The 325-nt window shown below is 57.2% G+C and carries 1 protein-coding gene; it reads left to right on the top strand.

The genetic code is table 11. The annotated features are described in order from the left end of the window. On the top strand, nt 1-322 hold a 322-nt coding region (locus AB4180_RS22770; RefSeq protein WP_372082013.1), incomplete at its 5' end, for a hypothetical protein. Nucleotides 323-325 lie beyond the last annotated feature (3 nt).

Below are 325 nucleotides of genomic sequence, written 5' to 3'. Positions count from 1 at the left end.
TGCCCGTCACATCCAACGTCCACTGGCCATCTGTGATAACCAGGCCGTTATCCGTCGTGTAATCGGTGTCGTTGAAGTTCACCGTCAGGCTGTCGCCTTCCGCCAACTCCACGCTACCGCTGATCACCAACTCGTTGTCACTGGTGATGAAGTCGGTCGCATCCGCCGTGTCTTCTGTGATGCTGTCGATGCTTACCGCGCTCGTCGCGTCGTCACCGTCTGTGCCGATTTCGGTATCAACTACGATGGTTTGTGTCGCCTCATCGCGGTTACCTGCCGTATCTGTCACGGTCGCGGTCACGTCGTAAGAGCCATCTGCTAGCGT

Origin of the sequence: Vibrio sp. 10N.286.49.C3, assembly GCF_041469545.1 — a bacterium.
GTDB lineage: Bacteria > Pseudomonadota > Gammaproteobacteria > Enterobacterales > Vibrionaceae > Vibrio > Vibrio tasmaniensis_A.
The sequence above is the reverse complement of the archived record's forward strand: the minus strand, read 5'-3'. Positions and strand labels throughout refer to the sequence as shown.